The sequence below is a fragment of the Pedobacter ghigonis genome (assembly GCF_903166585.1).
Taxonomy (GTDB): Bacteria; Bacteroidota; Bacteroidia; order Sphingobacteriales; family Sphingobacteriaceae; genus Pedobacter; species Pedobacter ghigonis.
In genome coordinates, this window is the sequence record NZ_CAESCM010000011.1 from 130380 (window position 1) to 147755 (window position 17376).

Annotated in this window: 18 protein-coding genes; 13 read left to right on the forward strand and 5 right to left on the reverse strand. The window is 38.2% G+C overall.

What is annotated here, in order from left to right; genetic code table 11:
- Positions 1-30: 30 nt before the first annotated feature.
- Positions 31-438, reverse strand: coding sequence for a methylmalonyl-CoA epimerase (mce, locus tag HWV58_RS16560; RefSeq protein WP_175635156.1), 408 nt, complete (start codon positions 436-438; stop codon positions 31-33).
- Positions 439-557: 119 nt separating this feature from the next.
- On the opposite strand from mce, the gene HWV58_RS16565 reads away from it, so the two are divergent.
- From HWV58_RS16565 to HWV58_RS16590, 6 genes are all read left to right on the forward strand, one after another.
- Positions 558-1769 carry an IscS subfamily cysteine desulfurase gene (locus tag HWV58_RS16565; protein WP_175635157.1) on the forward strand — a complete coding sequence of 404 codons (1212 nt, stop codon included), beginning with the start codon at positions 558-560 and terminating at the stop codon, positions 1767-1769.
- 115 nt (positions 1770-1884) lie between these two features.
- Entirely contained in the window at positions 1885-2298 is a 414-nt protein-coding gene (iscU, locus tag HWV58_RS16570) for a Fe-S cluster assembly scaffold IscU (protein ID WP_124558552.1), read from the forward strand.
- A 94-nt stretch (positions 2299-2392) separates the two neighbouring features.
- Positions 2393-2719, forward strand: a complete 327-nt coding sequence (locus HWV58_RS16575; protein WP_039476203.1) for a HesB/IscA family protein — start codon at positions 2393-2395, stop codon at positions 2717-2719.
- A 461-nt stretch (positions 2720-3180) separates the two neighbouring features.
- On the forward strand, positions 3181-5097 hold the full coding sequence (locus HWV58_RS16580) for an AMP-dependent synthetase/ligase (RefSeq protein ID WP_175635158.1): 1917 nt from the start codon (positions 3181-3183) through the stop codon (positions 5095-5097).
- 120 nt (positions 5098-5217) lie between these two features.
- Entirely contained in the window at positions 5218-6927 is a 1710-nt protein-coding gene (gene lysS, locus HWV58_RS16585; RefSeq protein WP_175635159.1) for a lysine--tRNA ligase, read from the forward strand.
- A gap of 135 nt (positions 6928-7062) precedes the next feature.
- Positions 7063-7275, forward strand: coding sequence for a hypothetical protein (locus HWV58_RS16590; RefSeq protein WP_124558555.1), 213 nt, complete (start codon positions 7063-7065; stop codon positions 7273-7275).
- 56 nt (positions 7276-7331) lie between these two features.
- Here the strand turns inward: HWV58_RS16590 and HWV58_RS16595 are convergent, their stop codons facing one another.
- On the reverse strand, positions 7332-7886 hold the full coding sequence (locus HWV58_RS16595) for a pyridoxamine 5'-phosphate oxidase family protein (protein ID WP_175635160.1): 555 nt from the start codon (positions 7884-7886) through the stop codon (positions 7332-7334).
- 120 nt (positions 7887-8006) lie between these two features.
- Here HWV58_RS16595 and HWV58_RS16600 point away from each other — a divergent pair, with 120 nt between their 5' ends.
- Positions 8007-8504, forward strand: coding sequence for a YdeI/OmpD-associated family protein (locus tag HWV58_RS16600; protein ID WP_175635161.1), 498 nt, complete (start codon positions 8007-8009; stop codon positions 8502-8504).
- A gap of 53 nt (positions 8505-8557) precedes the next feature.
- Here the strand turns inward: HWV58_RS16600 and HWV58_RS16605 are convergent, their stop codons facing one another.
- The gene (locus tag HWV58_RS16605; protein WP_175635162.1) at positions 8558-10579 is read right to left on the reverse strand and encodes a M3 family metallopeptidase; all 2022 of its coding nucleotides are present in this window, start codon (positions 10577-10579) and stop codon (positions 8558-8560) included.
- A gap of 115 nt (positions 10580-10694) precedes the next feature.
- On the reverse strand, positions 10695-11234 hold the full coding sequence (locus HWV58_RS16610; protein ID WP_175635163.1) for a YgaP family membrane protein: 540 nt from the start codon (positions 11232-11234) through the stop codon (positions 10695-10697).
- 114 nt (positions 11235-11348) lie between these two features.
- On the opposite strand from HWV58_RS16610, the gene HWV58_RS16615 reads away from it, so the two are divergent.
- The 4 genes from HWV58_RS16615 to HWV58_RS16630 all read left to right on the forward strand — a co-directional run bounded on the left by HWV58_RS16615 (position 11349) and on the right by HWV58_RS16630 (position 13811).
- Complete coding sequence (locus tag HWV58_RS16615; protein WP_175635164.1) at positions 11349-11867, forward strand: thioredoxin family protein; 519 nt, start codon at positions 11349-11351, stop codon at positions 11865-11867.
- A 124-nt stretch (positions 11868-11991) separates the two neighbouring features.
- Complete coding sequence (gene ung / locus HWV58_RS16620; RefSeq protein WP_175635165.1) at positions 11992-12672, forward strand: uracil-DNA glycosylase; 681 nt, start codon at positions 11992-11994, stop codon at positions 12670-12672.
- Positions 12672-13331 carry an alpha/beta hydrolase gene (locus tag HWV58_RS16625; RefSeq protein ID WP_175635166.1) on the forward strand — a complete coding sequence of 220 codons (660 nt, stop codon included), beginning with the start codon at positions 12672-12674 and terminating at the stop codon, positions 13329-13331. The genes ung and HWV58_RS16625 overlap by 1 nt, the downstream gene beginning before the upstream one ends.
- 75 nt (positions 13332-13406) lie before the next feature.
- Positions 13407-13811, forward strand: a complete 405-nt coding sequence (locus HWV58_RS16630) for a GxxExxY protein (RefSeq protein ID WP_235972748.1) — start codon at positions 13407-13409, stop codon at positions 13809-13811.
- Positions 13812-14259: 448 nt separating this feature from the next.
- Here HWV58_RS16630 and HWV58_RS16635 read toward each other — a convergent pair whose 3' ends face one another.
- A complete protein-coding gene (locus HWV58_RS16635; RefSeq protein ID WP_025142637.1) occupies positions 14260-14730 on the reverse strand; it encodes an Lrp/AsnC family transcriptional regulator in 471 nt (156 codons plus the stop codon).
- A 127-nt stretch (positions 14731-14857) separates the two neighbouring features.
- Between HWV58_RS16635 and HWV58_RS16640 the strand changes: the two genes are divergently transcribed.
- Both HWV58_RS16640 and HWV58_RS16645 read left to right on the forward strand, forming a co-directional pair.
- On the forward strand, positions 14858-15520 hold the full coding sequence (locus tag HWV58_RS16640; protein WP_175635167.1) for a metal-dependent transcriptional regulator: 663 nt from the start codon (positions 14858-14860) through the stop codon (positions 15518-15520).
- Positions 15507-17372 carry an Nramp family divalent metal transporter gene (locus HWV58_RS16645; RefSeq protein ID WP_175635168.1) on the forward strand — a complete coding sequence of 622 codons (1866 nt, stop codon included), beginning with the start codon at positions 15507-15509 and terminating at the stop codon, positions 17370-17372. The genes HWV58_RS16640 and HWV58_RS16645 overlap by 14 nt, the downstream gene beginning before the upstream one ends.
- Positions 17373-17376 lie beyond the last annotated feature (4 nt).

A 17376-nucleotide genomic window follows, 5' to 3' on the forward strand; every position in this document is an offset into this window, starting at 1 on the left:
TTCCATCTCCCATCATCCCTCTTCCATCTTTCACACCCATTTTATCTCCTGGCAAAGCTCTATTAAAACGCCGTTTGTTTGTTTAGGATGAACAAAACACACCATTTTATTATCGGCACCTTTTTTTGGTGCTTCGTTTAACAACACAAAACCACTGGCCTTTAAGCGTTCCATTTCGGTCAGAATATCATCAACGGCAAATGCAATATGATGAATCCCCTCCCCCTTTTTCTCTAGGAAGCGGGCAATTGCACTTTCTTCTGAAGTAGCTTCGAGCAACTCAACCTTGTTATCACCGGCTTTAAAAAACGCTGTATTTACCTGTTCTGAGGCTACGGTTTCGGTTTTGTAGCACGAAGTATTGAGCAAAAGCTCGTAAAGTGGAACCGACTTATTTAAACTGTTTACGGCAATTCCGATATGTTCTATCTTATTCATCGATTTAAAAGGTTGGTTAAATGTAAAAATGCATGTTTTCTCTATAACCTCATAGCTATTATTTATAATTGTTAGGAAACTTTTTTCGTATCTTTGTATCAATAATCAACAGAATAAAGATGAAACAGCCGATATATTTAGATAATAATGCTACAACACCGTTAGATCCGAGAGTGTTGGAAGCAATGCTACCTTACTTTACTGAGAAATTTGGGAATGCCGCAAGCCGTAATCACGCGTTTGGCTGGGTGGCTGAAGAGGGTGTAGATTATGCTCGTGAACAAGTAGCCAAATTAATCGGCTGTACTGAGAAAGAAATTATTTTTACATCAGGTGCTACCGAGGCCGATAACCTGGCCATTAAAGGTGTGTTTGAAATGTATAAAGAAAAAGGTAATCACATTATCACTGCGGTTACTGAGCATAAAGCAGTTTTAGATACCTGCAAACACTTAGAGAAAAGTGGTGCACGTGTTACCTATTTAAGTGTTAAAGAAGACGGTTTAATTGATTTAGCTGAATTAGAAGCTGCCATGACACCAGAAACAATTTTAGTTTCTATCATGTATGGTAATAACGAAATCGGTGTAGTTCAACCGGTTAAAGAAATTTCGGCGATTGCACACAAACACGGTGCTTTATTTATGACTGATGCTACGCAGGCAGTTGGTAAAATTCCGGTTGATGTAAATGCTGATGGCATTGATTTAATGGCTTTCTCGGCACACAAAATGTACGGACCGAAAGGTGTTGGTGCACTTTATGTACGTCGTAAAGGTCCAAGAGTTAAAGTTACTGCCCAAATGGATGGTGGCGGTCACGAACGCGGTATGCGTTCAGGTACTTTAAACGTTCCGGGTATTGTAGGTTTAGGTAAAGCCTGCGAACTTTGCCGTTTAGAAATGGAAAGCGAGGCTATTCGTTTATCAGCTTTACGTGATAAGTTAGAATCGACTTTAAACAAAATGGAAGAAAGTTATGTTAATGGTAATACAAAACACCGTTTACCACACGTAGCCAACATTTCATTTAAATATGTTGAAGGTGAAGGTTTAATGATGGCCATGAGTGATTTAGCAGTTTCTTCGGGATCGGCTTGTACCTCTGCCTCTTTAGAACCATCATACGTTTTAAAAAGCTTAGGCTTATCTGATGACCTGGCACACTCTTCTATCCGTTTCGGTTTAGGAAGATTTACCACAGAAGCAGAGATCGACCAGGCTATTGCCGTTACCGAAAAAGCAGTTAACCACTTAAGAGAACTTTCTCCACTTTGGGAAATGTTTAAAGAAGGTGTTGACCTAAGCAAAATTGAGTGGGCAGAACACTAAGAAGCTAAAAGACTAAAGAGCGCTAAGCTTAAAGCAAATTAATGCTTTAGACTTAAAGCTTTAAGCAAAAAATAATAAGAACTACTCTTCCTTTGGAAGAATTAAAAATAAAGACATGGCATATTCAGAAAAAGTAATTGATCATTACAACAACCCGCGTAATGTAGGTACTTTAAATAAAGAAAGTAAATTTGTAGGCACTGGGTTAGTTGGTGCACCAGAGTGTGGCGACGTAATGCGTTTACAAATAGAAGTTGGTGAAGATAACGTAATTACCGATGCTAAATTTAAAACATTTGGTTGCGGTTCGGCTATTGCTTCTTCATCTTTAGCAACCGAATGGTTAAAAGGTAAAACAATTGACGAGGCGTTAGCTATCGATAACATGGATATCGTGGAAGAACTGGCTTTACCTCCGGTAAAAATCCACTGTTCTGTTTTGGCAGAAGATGCAATTAAATCGGCTATTAACGATTACCGCGTTAAAAATGGTTTAGAGGCAATTGTTTTAGAAAAATCGCACCACTAATATCAGTAGCAAGTATTCATAGAATCAAGTTTCGAGAATTAATTCCGGCTTGATAGATGTATTGATACTTGATGCAAAACAACTTGATACTATTATGATCACAATAACCGATAAAGCAAAAGACAAAATTGATCACCTGATGCAGGATTCTGCAATGGGTTCTGATTACTTTTTACGCGTTTCTGTAAAAGGCGGTGGTTGTTCTGGTTTATCATATAATTTAGATTTCGATAACGAGGAACAAAAAGGCGATCAGTTTTTTGAAGATAAAGGAATTAAGATTGCATTAGATATGAAATCGTTCCTTTACCTGGCCGGAACTGAGCTGGATTTTACGGATGGTTTAAACGGAAAAGGTTTCAACTTTGTAAATCCGAATGCGAGCCGTACTTGCGGCTGTGGCGAGAGTTTCTCTGTTTAAGCAAATTAAAATATTTAATAAAAAGGTTTCATGCTTATGAAACCTTTTTGCGTTTAGCAGTTTTTTTTAGACAATTATCATTTGTTTCCCGCAGATTCGCTGATTTTCATGCCAACATTCAGTCTTTCATAACTATTCTAGTAAAATCCTTTTTAATCTGCGTTACTTTTCTGTTTAATCTGTGTGGAAAGAATAAATCAGTTTTTGGGCAATTACCATTTACTTCCCGCAGATTTCGCTGATTTAAATCCGCAGATTCTTATTTCAACATTTTAGATTTCGATAAGTATTCAAGTAAAAAATCCATTTTAATCCGCGTTACTTTTCTGTTTAATCTGTGTGGAAACAATAAGTAAATAATCTAATTCGCAAGCGAAACCTGTCTGGCAACATATCAATTTGTATTTTTAAACCAAAAAGCGTTATAATTGTTAAAATAACGAACACACCAAATTACGAGCATGCCATTAATTAACGAATTTTCAACCGTTCCTACTCTATTAAGGAATGTTGTAAAAAATATACATAAACCCGAAGAAACTTTCTTAATCCACAAACAAAGTAATGAGTGGCTGGAAGTGTCTTACGAAGATACCCTTAAAAGAGCCGATGCCATTTCTGCATTCTTTTTAGAAAAGGGAATCAAGAAAGGAGACCGCCTGGGTTTAATGATCGAAAACTCTCCCGAATATGTGTATTACGATCAGGGCATACAGCAAATTGGTGTAATTAATGTTTCTATTTACCCTACCCTTTCCGAGCAGGAAGTAGCCTATATCATTAACGATTCGGGCATCAAAGCCATTTTGGTAGGCAATAACTTTCTGTATCGTAAAATATTAAAGGTAGCTGCCAATTGTAAGGAATTGAAATACATCATTCCCGCTTTTAAAGATTTCGAAAAAGTGACTATTCCGGCAGATGTAAATGTTGAAGTTATTGCTTTCTCTGATATTTTAGCCCTTAAACACCAGATTACAGCAGCTGAGCGAGCTGAAATAGATCAATGCAGAAATTTGGTTGTGCCTCAGGATGTTTCTTCGCTAATTTATACTTCAGGAACTACAGGTACACCAAAAGGTGTAATGCTTACCCATTATAATTTTGTTAAAAACGTAGAGGTTTGTTTGCAACAGATCCCGGTAATCGATCAAACTGAAACTTTCCTCTCATTTTTACCATTATCCCACGTATTTGAACGTACTGCAACCTACCATGTGTGTTGCGCGCAAGGTTGTAAAATCGCTTTTGCGCAAAGTCTGGAATTACTGGCCAAAAATATGGGAGAAGTTCGTCCGACGGTAATGAGCTGCGTACCACGTTTACTGGAACGCATTCACGATAAAGCCATTAAATCGGGTACTGCAGGCGGTGGTACAAAAGCCAAAATATTTACCTGGGCACTGGAAACCGGCAATAAATACCGTGTAGCCAAAGAAGCTGGCAAAAACCCAGGCTTGATTCTGTCTGCCAAAAAGGGAATTGCCGAAAAACTGGTTTTCAGTAAGATTAAAGAAAAAACAGGTGGTCGTTTAAAATTTATGATTTCGGGTGGAGCAGCTTTACCTAAAAATGTGGGTGAGTTTTTTGGCGACCTGGGCATTAAAATACTGGAGGGTTTTGGCTTAACTGAAACCTCACCGGTAATGTCGGTTACGGAATACCACAGGCAGGTTTATGGTACTGTGGGTCGCATAATCCCAGGCATTGAAGTAGCCATTCAGGATGTGGAAAGCAAAGAAATGATCAGCATTCAAACCCACAATATTTTTAATGAGGAATTTGAATGTGCCGAAGGAGAAGTAATTGTGCGTGGCCATTGTGTAATGAAAGGTTATTTTAACAAACCCGCTGAAACCGCCGAAGCGATAGATAAAGACATGTGGTTCCACACCGGCGATATTGGCCGTTTTTATAAAGGTAACCTGCAAATTACAGATCGTTTGAAAAACATGATCGTAAATGCTTACGGAAAAAATGTTTACCCTACCCCGGTAGAAAATATTTACCTGAAAAGCCCTAAAATTGACCAGTTGTTTTTAATTGGCGATAAACGCGAATTTATCACAGCCATTATTATCCCGAACAGGGAAACTTTAGAAGAAACCTTTAAGCTACAGCCCTCATTTTTCGAAGATGGCGATCCTTTTATCCGCAATCAGGAAATTATTGACTGGATGGAGCAGGATATCAAAAAAATATCGAACGAACTGGCCAAATTTGAACGCATTAAAAACTTTAAAATTAAACGTAATCCTTTCAATATAGACGAAGGAGAAATTACGCCCACCATGAAAGTTAAGCGCCGTATAGTAGAAAAGAAATATGCAGAGGCCATTAATCAAATGTACGAAGAAGGCATAGAGGCAGAATCTTAGCTAAAACCAGATTGTTTTCCACGTCATTATCAATTAAAAAAATCAATTTCTATTGCTTTAAGATTGCTTCGTTCCTCGCAATGACGAAGTAATTCATTACTTTTGCAAAAAATACCCGAAATGAGTATAGGATTATCAGAACAAGAGCAATTACGACGTGAGTCGTTAAAACAATTACGCCAGTTAGGCATAGAACCTTATCCAGCAGAAGCTTACGAAATTAACGTAACAGCAGCCGATATTTTAGCTAACTACGAAAAGGATAAAACAGCCTATAAGACCGTTAGCCTTGCAGGCCGTATCATGAGCCGCAACATTATGGGTGCTGCTTCTTTCGCCGAATTGCAGGATTCGACTGGACGTATACAAGTATATTTAAAGAGAGATGAGCTTTGCCCTGGCGACGATAAGACTACCTACAACACGGTATTTAAAAAATTGTTGGATATTGGCGATTTTATCGGCGTTAAAGGTTATGTTTTCACCACACAAACCGGCGAAATATCTATCCATGTAACTGAATTTAAAGTTTTAGCTAAATCTTTACGCCCCCTTCCTATCGTAAAACGCGATGACGAAGGAAATGTGTACGACGGTTTCACCAATCCGGAGTTGCGTTACCGTATGCGTTATGTAGATTTAACGGTAAATCCTGATTACAAACAAATTTTCATTAAACGCAGCAAGGTAATCAATACCATGCGTAATTATTTCGATAACCAGGGCTGGATGGAAGTAGAAACCCCAATCCTGCAGCCTATTCATGGTGGTGCAGCGGCACGCCCGTTTGCAACACACCACAATACTTTAGATATGCCGCTTTATTTGCGTATTGCAAATGAGCTTTATCTAAAAAGATTAATCGTTGCCGGTTTTGACGGTGTTTATGAGTTTGGTAAAATGTTCCGTAACGAAGGAATGGACCGTACGCATAATCCGGAATATACCTCAATGGAAATTTATGTAGCTTATAAAGATTATATCTGGATGATGGCTATGGTGGAAGAATGTTTAGAAAAAGTAGCTATTGCAACCAACGGTTCGGCAGTGGTTAAAGTTGGCGAAAACGAAATCAATTTCGAAGGACCATACGAAAAACTGACCATGTACGAATCAATCCAAAAATATACCGGGATTGATGTTTCGAAAATGACTGAAGAGGAACTTTTGCAAACCTGTGCGTCATTAGGCATCGAAACCGATACCACCATGGGTCGTGGCAAATTGGTAGATGAAATTTTCAGTGATAAGGTAGAAGCCAATTTAATCCAGCCTACATTTATTACGGATTACCCGATCGAAATGACACCGTTGGCTAAAAAACACCGAAGTGCAGAAGGATTGGTTGAGCGTTTTGAAATATTTGTGAATGGTAAAGAAATCGGAAATGCTTATTCAGAATTAAACGATCCGATTGATCAGAAAGAGCGTTTCGAAGATCAGTTGAAACTGGCCGATCGTGGTGATGCAGAAGCTATGGCTATGGATGATGATTTTGTACGTGCTTTAGAATATGGCATGCCGCCTACCTCAGGTTTAGGCTTCGGTATCGATCGTATAGTTATGTTAATGACCAACCAAAGCACCATTCAGGAAGTTCTTTTCTTCCCGCAAATGCGCCCGGAGAAAAAGAAAATAGAATTAACTGCAGAAGAAACAGAATTGTATGCATTGGTAAAAGAAGATGAACAACATCTTTTAACTGATGTGAAAGCAAAATTAACCGACTGGAGCAATAAAAAATGGGATACCACTTTAAAAGCTTTAACAGGTAAAGGCATATTAAAAGTAGCCAAAACCGACGAAGGTTTATTCTTATCGCATAAATAGTTAATTTGTTAATCTGCCGGTAAAATACTGGCTTAGATTTTAACAAAAACATAACATAAACTTAAAAGGCTTGCTAACAATTGTTTAGCAAGCCTTTTCTATATTTACAGCAATCGATAAATAAAAAAGATTGTTATGAATACTTCAAGTTTAGAAATCAACGAAAGAGAATACTGCATCAAATTAAGCAAAGAAGCATTTGATTTAACGCTGGTACGTCAATTAATTAAAAGAATCCAGGCCGAAGCCTTATTCTTCTCACGTGTTCAAGCCGAAGAAGACGATATCTTAAGCAAAAGAGCACAAAGAGAAGATTTTGAAGGTTTTGATTATTTGGGCGATAAATAACCAGTTAACAGTCAACAATTTTCAGTTGGCAATTAACCGGTTATAACAGTTAACCACTAATCAATCTCCAGATTCCCTTCTACCGAATCATCCATCGTTTTCCCTGTTATTACAGAAGCTGCCATTTTTAAGAAGGCAACAGCTGTACCATGTTTGGTATCCCAATAATACCCTTCAGATGGAATTACTTTAATTAAGGTAATATTTGGGTCGTCTTTCCCTCCCTGAAACCAGGTTTTAATAAAAGGGCTCCACAATTCATCAATTTTGGCCTGATCGCGGGTGATTTCTGCAATACCGTATATGTTTACAAAACCCGAATGTGCGCTTGCCTGGAAAAGCAGATGTGTAAAAGGATCAGTTGCTATTTCATCATTTTTATGACTGTCTTTCATACTCATAAACCAGATATTTCCTTCATCATCTACTTGTTGAATAGCCATTGGCCTAACCGATAGCGGCACCCCTGTTTTGATATTGGTACAAAAGAAACAGCTCTCGGCCTTTTCTGCTAACTCACGTAATTTCGTAATTGCACCTTTGCCGCTTAAATCTTTAATATTTTCTTCTTCCTGAGTGTTATTAGTACTCCCTTCCTGTGATGTTGCCATAATGTAGTTTTTATATATACTACAAGAAATAAACGGATTTGGTTTTAACAAATAGAAGTATATCCCTGCTAATTTGCGCCATAAAACAGAAAGTACTAACTTTAATTTTGTTAAATAGCGATGAGTAGAACCAAGCCAAAGCCATTTGTGGCAAAAATCGATATTATCGGCATAAACCCTTTTGTATTTATACCCGAAGCATATTTGAACTATCTTTTTGTAAAAGCTCAAAAAGAAAAAGGGAAAATTCCGGTAAGGATGAAAATAGACGGGCACGAGTTTACACAAACCCTGATCAAGTATGCGGGTGAATGGCGTTTATACCTCAATACCCCCATGCGAAAAGCGGCAGAAAAAGAAGTCGGCGATGAGGCCCTGTTTGAAATGGAATTCGATGCAGAAGAAAGAACAATTACGGCACACCCCAAACTGCTCCTTGCTTTTACTGAAAATACAGCAGCGAAGGCTATTTTTGATCAGCAACCTCCTTATCTGCAATTGGAAATTATCAGGTATATCAACAACTTAAAAACTGAAGCATCGGTTGACCGGAATGTAAAAAAAGCCATTCAGTTCCTTTTGGGTAAAGAAAGGTTTATAGGCCGGGATGGCATTTAAAGAGAAGCCAGTTTTAAAAACTTGACTTCTCCAATTAAGAAATAGATATGAGTTTATAACAAACCGCGTTTTTTCAACATCGGTTTAATATCGGGATTATGACCTCTGAAATTAAAAAACATTTTGCCCAGATCTTCGGTATTCCCTTTTGATAGAATCATATCCCGAAACCGTTGTCCGTTTGCCCTGGTTAAGCCTCCGTTCTCCTGAAACCATGAAAAAGCATCATTTTCAAGCATAGAAGTCCAGCTGTAGGCATAATAACCGGCAGCATAGCCATTACTCCAGATATGCAGGAAATAACTGGAGCGGTAGCGTGGCGGCACATATGATAAATTTAAATTGGTTTTCTTTAAAGCCTCAGCTTCAAATTTGTCGACATCCTGCAACGGTGCCCCCGAAGGGATGGTGTGCCATTGCATATCCAGATCGGCCGCTGCCAAAGCCTCAGTAAAAATATAGCCCTGATTAAACGAGCTGGCCTTTTTAATCTTATCCAGCAAAGCCTGCGGCATTTGTACACCTGTTTGATAGTGAAGGGCGTAATTCTTTAATATTTTCGGATCGGAAGCCCAGTGCTCGTTAAACTGCGAAGGAAATTCAACGTAATCGCGGGCTACGTTCGCACCCGAAAGGCTGGGATATTGCTGATTGGCAAACAAACCATGTAAGCCGTGTCCAAATTCATGAAACATGGTGGTAACATCGTCAAAACTGATTAATGCTGGTTTTCCTGGTTCGGGTTTGGTAAAATTGCAGACATTATAAATCACGGGTATTGTACCAAATAGTTTAGATTGCGGTACCAGGTTATCCATCCAGGCACCACCATCTTTATTATCGCGCTTATAGTAATCGCAATAAAATAGCCCCAGCTGTTTGCCATCCTTGTCTATCACATCAAAAACACGCACATCTTCCTGGTAAACAGGTAAATCTTTACGTTCTTTAAAAGTAATGCCATACAGTTGTGTTGCCGCATAAAACACGCCGTTAATGAGTACCTTATTCAGCTCAAAATAGGGTTTAACCTCGTTTTCATCTAAATCGTATTTTGCTTTACGCACTTGTTCAGCATAAAAGTCCCAATCCCAGGGCTCGAGTTTAAAGCCACCTTTTTGCTGGTCGATTACTGCTTGTATATCTGCCGCTTCGCTTTTTGCCTTTGCAGTAGCTGCCGGAATAACTTTGCTAAAAAAATCTTCCACTGCTTCAGGTGTTTTAGCCATCTGATTTTGCAATTTCCATGCAGCATAATTTTTAAAGCCCAGCAAGGCTGCCTGGCTGGAACGAATCTGTGCAATTCTCGAAATTATTTTACGGGTATCGTTTGCATCGCCTTTTTCTGCCCTGTTCCACGATTTTTTAAAAAGTTCTTCTCTTTTAGAACGATCGGCCATCGACTGCAATTCGGGTTGTTGAGTAGTATTTTTTAAACCCTTACCGGCTGCCTGTAACTGCGCGGTAAACTTCGCGCTCAGCGTAGCTTCTTCTTTATTCAGTTCTTTGAGTTTATCCTTATCGGCATCAGACAGTTTTGCTCCTGCCAGTTCAAATTTTTGATAATAATACTCCAGTAAGCGTAACGATTCGGCATCCAGTTTCAGCTGGTCTTTTTGTATGTAAAGGGCTTCTACCCGCTTAAAAAGTTTGGTATTTAAATAAATGGCATCTGTATTTGCAGTTAATTTAGGAGCTTCCTCTTCCTTAACCTTTTGCAATTCGGGATTGGTGTTTGCACCTGTAAGCAGGTTAAAAACCATACTGGTGCGGTTCAGCAGTTGACCGCTTTTTTCGATAGCCAAAATGGTATTTTCAAAGCCAGGTACTTCGGTCTGATCAGCAATTTTCTGGATTTCCTCCATTTGTTGCTTCATTCCTTCTTCCAGTGCCGGTTTAAAATCGCCGCTTTTTATTTTGTCGAAAGCAGGCGCCTGAAAGGCAAGTTCGCTTGATTTAAAAAAAGGATTGGCCGACGAAAAGCTTTCGCTGTTTTCTTCAGCATCTTTTTTGTTATTGCAAGCACCCAGAATGGCTAAAAAAGCCAGCAAGGGTAAATAAGATACTTTTTTCATGAATATTTAAAGTTAGGATATCCATAAAAATAGCAATTTCTACTCTGCAATTTTTAATAAACAAAACGAAGCGGAAACAAAAAAGCCATTCCGGTTAAGAAATGGCTTTAAAATTTTATCTGTAACGAACTTGTTGTTGCTTATCCATCATGCCCATCTGATCTTTCATCTGTTTAATCTGATCGGCCAGTAATTTATTCTTATCGGCCTTTTTAGCTTCGGCAAGGTACATGGTTGCTTCGCGCTTGTTGCGTTTTGCCATTGCAATACCTGCTAAGCTTAATTTAGCCAGGGCAATATTATGATCCATCTGCATTCCTAAACTCAATGCAGCCTTAAAATATTTTTCCGATTTCATTGGTGCAGTTCTGCTTTCAATTAAACCGATTAATAAGTTATAATAACCATGTTGCGCTTTAATTAACTGGCTTTCGTAATTGGTTATGCGATCTAAAAACTGTTTCGCTTTAGGCATATTATCTTTTCTTAAAAACCATTGTGCCAAAAGCATGTTTTCATTAAAGAAATAAGTTACTAATACAATTATCCCCAACAAGATGGCAACAATGCCCCAAGGCCAGAAGCCGAAAACAAATAAAGCTATTGCACCACCCAATAAAGCAAACCCCGCAATTAATCTGATAATATTTGGCATAAATTCTATTCTAATTATTTTTTTTGCAAATATCGTGTTTAAATGGCAGAATTTAGATTTTAAAACAATAATTTCATTAAAAATTTCAACGACTTAAAAAAACTGCTCACAGCTATGAAAATCCTCCTTTCCATAACACTAATTATACTTGCCATGAATGTTTCTGCACAAGAAGTCAATAAAAAAATCCACGATGCTGTTCACAATAAAGATATCCTGATCAATGCCTGTACCCGCGAAGGCATTACTACTTTCCCGGAGTTTAAAGAAATGTACGATCCATTGTATAAAGCCTATATACCAGATGCTGCAACAATGATTGAACTGAAAAAACTCATCAAAAATGAAAAGATTAAGATTGTTTTCGGCACCTGGTGTGGCGATAGCAAAGTAAATGTACCGAACTTCTTTAAAGTACTTGATGATTTACATTTTAAACAAAAAAACGTAGAAATTATAGCTGTTGATGGCAATAAAAAGGCCGAAAACGGCATACTCGATGGTTTAGAGATTTTAAGGGTACCTACCTTTATTGTTTACGATAAAAAAGGCAAAGAGCTTGGAAGAATTATCGAAGGACCAAAAACAACACTGGAAGGCGATTTACTAGCCATTTATCAGAAAAAGCCATAGTTGATGACTTATTAGACAATAGTTAATGGCTTGATAACTTATAACTTTTGCCAAACCATTGACTATTAACCATCAAACAATTAGCATACTTACCAATAAACATTTACCTATTACCAACAAAAACATGTCAGCAGCATTAGAACCAGGGTGGTTAGCCGTTTTAGAAGAAGAATTTGAGAAAGACTACATGATTAAGCTAAAGTCTTTTTTACAGGAAGAGAAGCAGAAAGGTGCAACTGTTTATCCTAAAGGCACTGATATATTTAATGCCCTAAATACAACTCCGTTTGATGAGGTGAAAGTGGTGATTTTGGGTCAGGATCCTTACCATGGTACTGGCCAGGCTCACGGACTTTCTTTTTCTGTACAACGTGGCGTTGCAGTACCACCATCTTTAAAGAATATTTATAAGGAATTAGAAACGGATATAGAAGGTTTTAAAACGCCAGCTCACGGGCATTTAACCCATTGGGCAGAACAAGGAGTGTTGCTGTTAAATGCAACTTTAACTGTACGTGCATCTGAGGCAGGTTCGCATCAAAACCGTGGCTGGGAGATCTTTACCGACGAAATTATTAAAGCTTTATCGCAAAAACGTGAGCATCTGGTCTTCCTTTTGTGGGGCAGATACGCACAGCAAAAGGCAGCTTTAATTGATCAGAAGAAACACTATGTGCTTACCGCCGCACACCCCTCGCCTTTCTCGGCTTACAATGGCTTTTTCGGGTCGAAGCACTTTTCGAAGGCCAACCAGCTATTGGTACAAAACAACCTTAAACCGATTGACTGGAATTTGCCGGTATAATGAATGCCTATTTTATCAGTGGTTTAGGAGCGGATAAGCGGATTTTTTCAAAGCTAAAGCTTAACGAAAAAATCAACATCATTCATATTGATTGGATAGAGCCTAAGAAAAACGAAACACTTGCAACTTATGCTTTGCGGTTGAGTGAGGTTATAGATACCAGTCAGCCCTTTGCTTTAGTTGGTGTTTCGTTTGGTGGAATGATTGCCGTTGAAATTGCTAAAATCTTAGCACCTGTAGTAACGGTAATCATTTCCAGTACTATGATCAGTAGCCAGTTACCTGGGCTATACCGTTTCGCTGGTAAACTTGGATTACTAAAATTCATTCCTGCCAGGCTTTTAAAATCTTCTAATAAACTTACGCAAAATTACTACTTTGGCACCCGATCGGGCAGTGAGAAAATATTATTAAGCAAGATCATAAAAGATACTGACCCGTATTTTTTGAAATGGGCAATCGGCAGTATACTGAGCTGGAAAAATGAAACAAAACCAGAACGGACGTATCATATCCACGGCACCCATGATAAAATTTTGTATAGTAAAACAGCACAGCCCGATTTTGTAATCGATAACGGAACTCACTTTATGGTTTATCAGAATGCAAATGAGATTTCGGTAATTATTAATAAATTAGTGTTGGGTTTTACTCCCTAAAGTGACTCAACATTTAGTTAGTCATCAAAAAAAATCATCTCTAATAAATATTGTTAACCAAATAGATTGATTTTTATGATGAATAAAACTTTTCTCGACCATTTAGAATACAAAGTTACTGATGCATGCATAGAGGTGCATAAAATACTTGGCCCTGGATTACTCGAAAATGTCTACCAAAAATGTTTAATGAGAGAATTAAAGCTGCAGCAGATAAATTTCACAGCTGAGCACTCCATTTCACTTGCTTACAAAGATGTGCTGTTAGATACTGAGCTTAGGGCAGACTTAGTTATAGAAAACTGTATGGTATTGGAACTAAAGTCGGTTGAAAGTATACAACCCATCCACGAAGCACAAATTTTGACATATATGAAATTACTAAAAGTACCTAAGGGATTGTTAATAAACTTCAATTCTACAAACATTGTACAACATGGTAAGCGGAGTTTTGTAAGCGAGTATATGTATGACTTTTAATTTATTTCAATCACTATAGCAATAATAAGATACATAATACAATCTTACCACCTTAGACAACTAAGAACACATTAGGAGCTAGTCTTACTAATCTTAGATGCTCTAAGGTGTCTTAGGTAGTGGAAATATTATGATTTACCTTTAAGAAACTTACCACCTTAGACAACTAAGCACATGTCAGAAGCTATTCTTACCAATCTCAGATGCTCTAAGGTGTCTTAGATGGTGTAATTACTATGATGTACTTTAAAGGAATTTACCACCTTAGACAACTAAGCACACGTTAGAAGCCAGTCTTACTACTCTTAGATGCTCTAAGGTTTCTTAGGTGGTGTAAATATTTGATGTACCTTTAAAGAATTCTTACCACCTTAGACAACTAAGCAGATGCTAGAAGCTATTCTTATTAATCTTAAACAATATAAGATATCTTAAGTGGTGTAATATTTTAATACTCCAAAGGCACAATTGGCTCTTTTTTGGTAGTCGACATGATCATCATCGTTTGGAAAGTTTTAACCACCGAAATTTTACTGATCTTATCCATAATCAACCTTTCGTAAGCCTTGATATCTTTCACGTAAACCTTCAATAAAAAATCGGCCTGTCCGGTAACGTGATGACACTCGGTGATTTCTTTAATCTGATTTACTTCATCCAAAAAGATCTGAATGGTATTATTTTTATGAAAATCGAGCTGAATCTGAATAAAGGTTTTAATACCTAAGCCCAGTTTTTCCTCATCTACCAAAGCGTGGTAACTTTTAATATATCCAGCCATTTCCAGCTTGCGTACGCGCTCTAAAGTTGGTGCAGGCGATAAACCAATTTCCTGTGATAGTAGCAAATTGGTAATTCTTCCGTTCTCTTGAAGGATTCTTAAAATTTTAAAGTCTATTTTATCTAATTCAGATGCCATAAGGTGTTAAAGGTATTTGAGAATACAAACATAACCAAATTATATTCTAAATTTTAACATAATTTATCATATATATTTTAAATAAAAATTTTTAGATTTACCTAAAAATTAAATTAGATACATATAAATGCAAAGTTACACCGAGGAGAACTATTTAAAGATCATTTACCACCTTGCCGAGAAGACGATTAATGTACAAACTAACGCTATAGCAGAGCAAATGCAAACTAAACCAGCCTCTGTTACCGATATGATAAAAAAACTGGCAGATAAGGGTTTGGTAGATTATGTTAAATACCAGGGGGTTACTTTAACCGAAACAGGTAAGAATGCAGCAATAGATATTGTACGGAAACACCGCCTATGGGAAGTTTTCCTGGTTGATAAATTAAACTTCAAGTGGGATGAGGTGCACGATGTAGCCGAAGAACTCGAGCATATCAGATCGATAGAACTGATTGAACGACTGGATGAATTTCTGGGTTTCCCGAAAGCAGATCCGCACGGCGACCCCATCCCCGACAAAAACGGCCGATTTGCCAAAACACAGTTTATCAAATTAATCGAATTAAAAGTTGGCGATGCGGGCACCATAACAGGTGTTAGCCAGCACAGCTCTGCTTTCTTAAAGCATTTAGAAAAATTAGGTCTTACGCTTGGTAAACAAATTAAAATCAACGATGTTACCGATTTCGATGGTTCAGTAGAAATCCAGCTAGCAGATAAACAAGTTAATATTAGTAGAGAAGTTGCAAAACACATTTTAATCAGCAGTAATGGCAAAAACTGAATCGTTAAGTGAAGTACATCAAAGCGTAAATACAGATAAAAGAAAAGGCTGGCGAAGAATTTTATCATTTATTGGTCCGGCATACCTGATTAGCGTTGGCTATATGGACCCCGGAAACTGGGCAACCGATTTGGCCGGCGGTAGTAAATTTGGTTATCAGCTGATTTGGGTATTACTCATGTCGAACCTCATTGCGCTGCTTTTACAATCGTTAAGTGCGCGTTTAGGCATAGTACGCGGGCTCGATTTAGCACAAGCTTCAAAACAAGCTTATGCACGCTGGGCAAACATCCCTCTATTCGCATTGGCACAAACAGCCATTATTGCCTGCGATTTGGCCGAAATTATTGGTATGGCTATCGGTTTACAACTCCTTTTTGGTTTGCCGCTAATCTGGGGCATTTCCATAACCATATTCGATACCATGCTATTGCTTTTCCTGCTCAATAAGGGCATGCGCGCCATGGAAGGTTTTATCGTATCGATGGTATTTATTGTAGGCATTTCGTTCCTGGTTGAAATGTTTATTGTAGAGCCATCACTAAAGGAAGTGGTTAAAGGTTTCGAGCCATCTATATTAACGGGAGATGCTTTGTATATTGCCATTGGAATTATCGGTGCTACGGTAATGCCGCATAACCTGTACCTGCATTCCTCGCTGGTGCAAACACGCAAAATAGAGCGCAATAACAAGGGAATTAAAGAAGCCTTAAAATTTAACCTGATTGATACCACTGTCGCATTGAATCTTGCCTTCTTTGTAAATGCCGCCATCCTTATTTTAGCAGGAGCCGCCTTTTATAAAAACGGATTACATGAAGTTGCCGAAATACAGGATGCCCATAAACTGCTTTCGAATATTTTTGGTAATGTAGCCCCAACCCTCTTTGCCATTGCTTTAATCGCAGCCGGACAGAGCTCTACCGTTACCGGAACACTAGCCGGGCAAATCATTATGGAAGGCCATATTAATTTACGTATTCAGCCCTGGCTGAGGAGGTTAATTACCCGTTTACTGGCAATTATCCCCGCCTTCTTTACTATCTTACATTATGGAGAGGATGCTTTGGGTGGTTTACTGGTACTGAGCCAGGTGGTTTTGAGTTTACAGCTTGGTTTTGCCATTATCCCGTTAATCCATTTCACCTCTGATAAAAAACAGATGAAAGATTTTGCCATTAAGCCCTGGGTAAAGGTATTGGCCTGGGCCAGTGCATTGGTAATTATCGCGCTCAATGTAAAACTGATAATTGAAGAAATTGGCGGTTGGGCAAAAGAAGCCAACAACTGGTGGATTTATGTAATCGTGATTCCGGCTTTAATTCTCGTTGTTTTACTTTTGTTATATGTTTTCTTCCACCCTATGCTGGAAAGTAAAAGAAATGCAAGCAAACAACTTGTACCTCATGGTAATGCACTAGATATCGGTAAAATTGAAAAAATCAGCTACAAACGCATAGGCATTGCGGTAGACTTTTCTAAGAACGACAGAAACACCATCAGACATGCCTTAATTCAAGGGGGAAAAGATGCGCACTATTATTTAATACATGTGGTAGAAACTGCAGCTGCCCGTTACCTAGGTAAAGAAGTAATGGACCACGAAACGCAAAGCGATGCAGCAAACCTCGATAAATACATCGCTAACCTTGGCGATTTAGGCTACGATGCCACCCCGTTTATTGGTTTTGGAAGCACTGCAAAAGCTATTGCCGATATCAGCAACGAAAACGAAATGGAATTACTGGTAATGGGTGCCCACGGACATAAAGGCCTTAAAGACCTTATTTTCGGTACTACTGTTGATTCGGTAAGGCACAAAGTAAAAATACCGGTATTGATTATCAGGTAGATGG

Excerpts from the sequence above, each read along its gene's own strand:
- mce (WP_175635156.1), bottom strand. The coding sequence starts at position 438 with ATGAATAAGATAGAACATATCGGAATTGCCGTAAACAGTTTAAATAAG.
- HWV58_RS16565 (WP_175635157.1), top strand. The coding sequence starts at position 558 with ATGAAACAGCCGATATATTTAGATAATAATGCTACAACACCGTTAGAT.
- iscU (WP_124558552.1), top strand. The coding sequence starts at position 1,885 with ATGGCATATTCAGAAAAAGTAATTGATCATTACAACAACCCGCGTAAT.
- HWV58_RS16575 (WP_039476203.1), top strand. The coding sequence starts at position 2,393 with ATGATCACAATAACCGATAAAGCAAAAGACAAAATTGATCACCTGATG.
- HWV58_RS16580 (WP_175635158.1), top strand. The coding sequence starts at position 3,181 with ATGCCATTAATTAACGAATTTTCAACCGTTCCTACTCTATTAAGGAAT.
- lysS (WP_175635159.1), top strand. The coding sequence starts at position 5,218 with ATGAGTATAGGATTATCAGAACAAGAGCAATTACGACGTGAGTCGTTA.
- HWV58_RS16590 (WP_124558555.1), top strand. The coding sequence starts at position 7,063 with ATGAATACTTCAAGTTTAGAAATCAACGAAAGAGAATACTGCATCAAA.
- HWV58_RS16595 (WP_175635160.1), bottom strand. The coding sequence starts at position 7,886 with ATGGCAACATCACAGGAAGGGAGTACTAATAACACTCAGGAAGAAGAA.
- HWV58_RS16600 (WP_175635161.1), top strand. The coding sequence starts at position 8,007 with ATGAGTAGAACCAAGCCAAAGCCATTTGTGGCAAAAATCGATATTATC.
- HWV58_RS16605 (WP_175635162.1), bottom strand. The coding sequence starts at position 10,579 with ATGAAAAAAGTATCTTATTTACCCTTGCTGGCTTTTTTAGCCATTCTG.
- HWV58_RS16610 (WP_175635163.1), bottom strand. The coding sequence starts at position 11,234 with ATGCCAAATATTATCAGATTAATTGCGGGGTTTGCTTTATTGGGTGGT.
- HWV58_RS16615 (WP_175635164.1), top strand. The coding sequence starts at position 11,349 with ATGAAAATCCTCCTTTCCATAACACTAATTATACTTGCCATGAATGTT.
- ung (WP_175635165.1), top strand. The coding sequence starts at position 11,992 with ATGTCAGCAGCATTAGAACCAGGGTGGTTAGCCGTTTTAGAAGAAGAA.
- HWV58_RS16625 (WP_175635166.1), top strand. The coding sequence starts at position 12,672 with ATGAATGCCTATTTTATCAGTGGTTTAGGAGCGGATAAGCGGATTTTT.
- HWV58_RS16630 (WP_235972748.1), top strand. The coding sequence starts at position 13,407 with ATGATGAATAAAACTTTTCTCGACCATTTAGAATACAAAGTTACTGAT.
- HWV58_RS16635 (WP_025142637.1), bottom strand. The coding sequence starts at position 14,730 with ATGGCATCTGAATTAGATAAAATAGACTTTAAAATTTTAAGAATCCTT.
- HWV58_RS16640 (WP_175635167.1), top strand. The coding sequence starts at position 14,858 with ATGCAAAGTTACACCGAGGAGAACTATTTAAAGATCATTTACCACCTT.
- HWV58_RS16645 (WP_175635168.1), top strand. The coding sequence starts at position 15,507 with ATGGCAAAAACTGAATCGTTAAGTGAAGTACATCAAAGCGTAAATACA.